We start from the raw sequence: 577 nt of genomic DNA on the forward strand, positions 1-577 counted from the left end.
GGGGTCGGCGTCGGCGCGGCGGCGGATCGCGGCCGCGCGGGCCTCGGCCTTGGCCGCGACGAGGTCCGGGTCGTCGCCGGCAAGGGCGGCCGACGACACGGCGGAGGCATGGCTGTCCGGGCCGAGCGGGTGCGGCACGCAGGGTTCCTCAGTCTGGGGGGCGTCGTCTGGGGGCGTCGTCTGGGACTATTCGTCTGGCGGGCGTCCGGGAATACCCGGAAATGGTACGGGAATACCCTGGAAATGGAGCGAGTGCGGAGCCGCCATGGCCGTTGGCGTCTCATCCTCCCAGAGCCTGCGTGTGCAGGTGGGCGCCAGATATCGTAACCACGGTCACGACAGAGCCAGCTCCCGAGGAGAATGCTTACTGGCCCCGGGGATGTGTTGCCTGACGCACCGGGCAGCTCCGCCCCTTCTACTTAGGCGCGCTCCAGCCCCGCGGCAATCTCCTCGGCGCGACGGGCGAGGCTTTCCAGCTTTTCGGCATAGACGCTGTCGGGCATCGGCACGTCGCGCTGCACCTCCACGACGACCTCGCGGACCACCTCGCGCGGCTTCTGGCTGAGGGCGCGGCGGG

The 577-nt window shown here is 70.7% G+C and carries 1 other RNA gene; it reads right to left on the minus strand.

The features are described from left to right. Positions 1-253: 253 nt before the first annotated feature. A non-coding RNA gene (gene ssrS, locus B8460_RS20225) (6S RNA) lies at positions 254-410 on the minus strand. Positions 411-577: the final 167 nt, after the last annotated feature.

Origin of the sequence: Acidisphaera rubrifaciens HS-AP3 (assembly GCF_000964365.1) — a bacterium.
GTDB lineage: Bacteria > Pseudomonadota > Alphaproteobacteria > Acetobacterales > Acetobacteraceae > Acidisphaera > Acidisphaera rubrifaciens.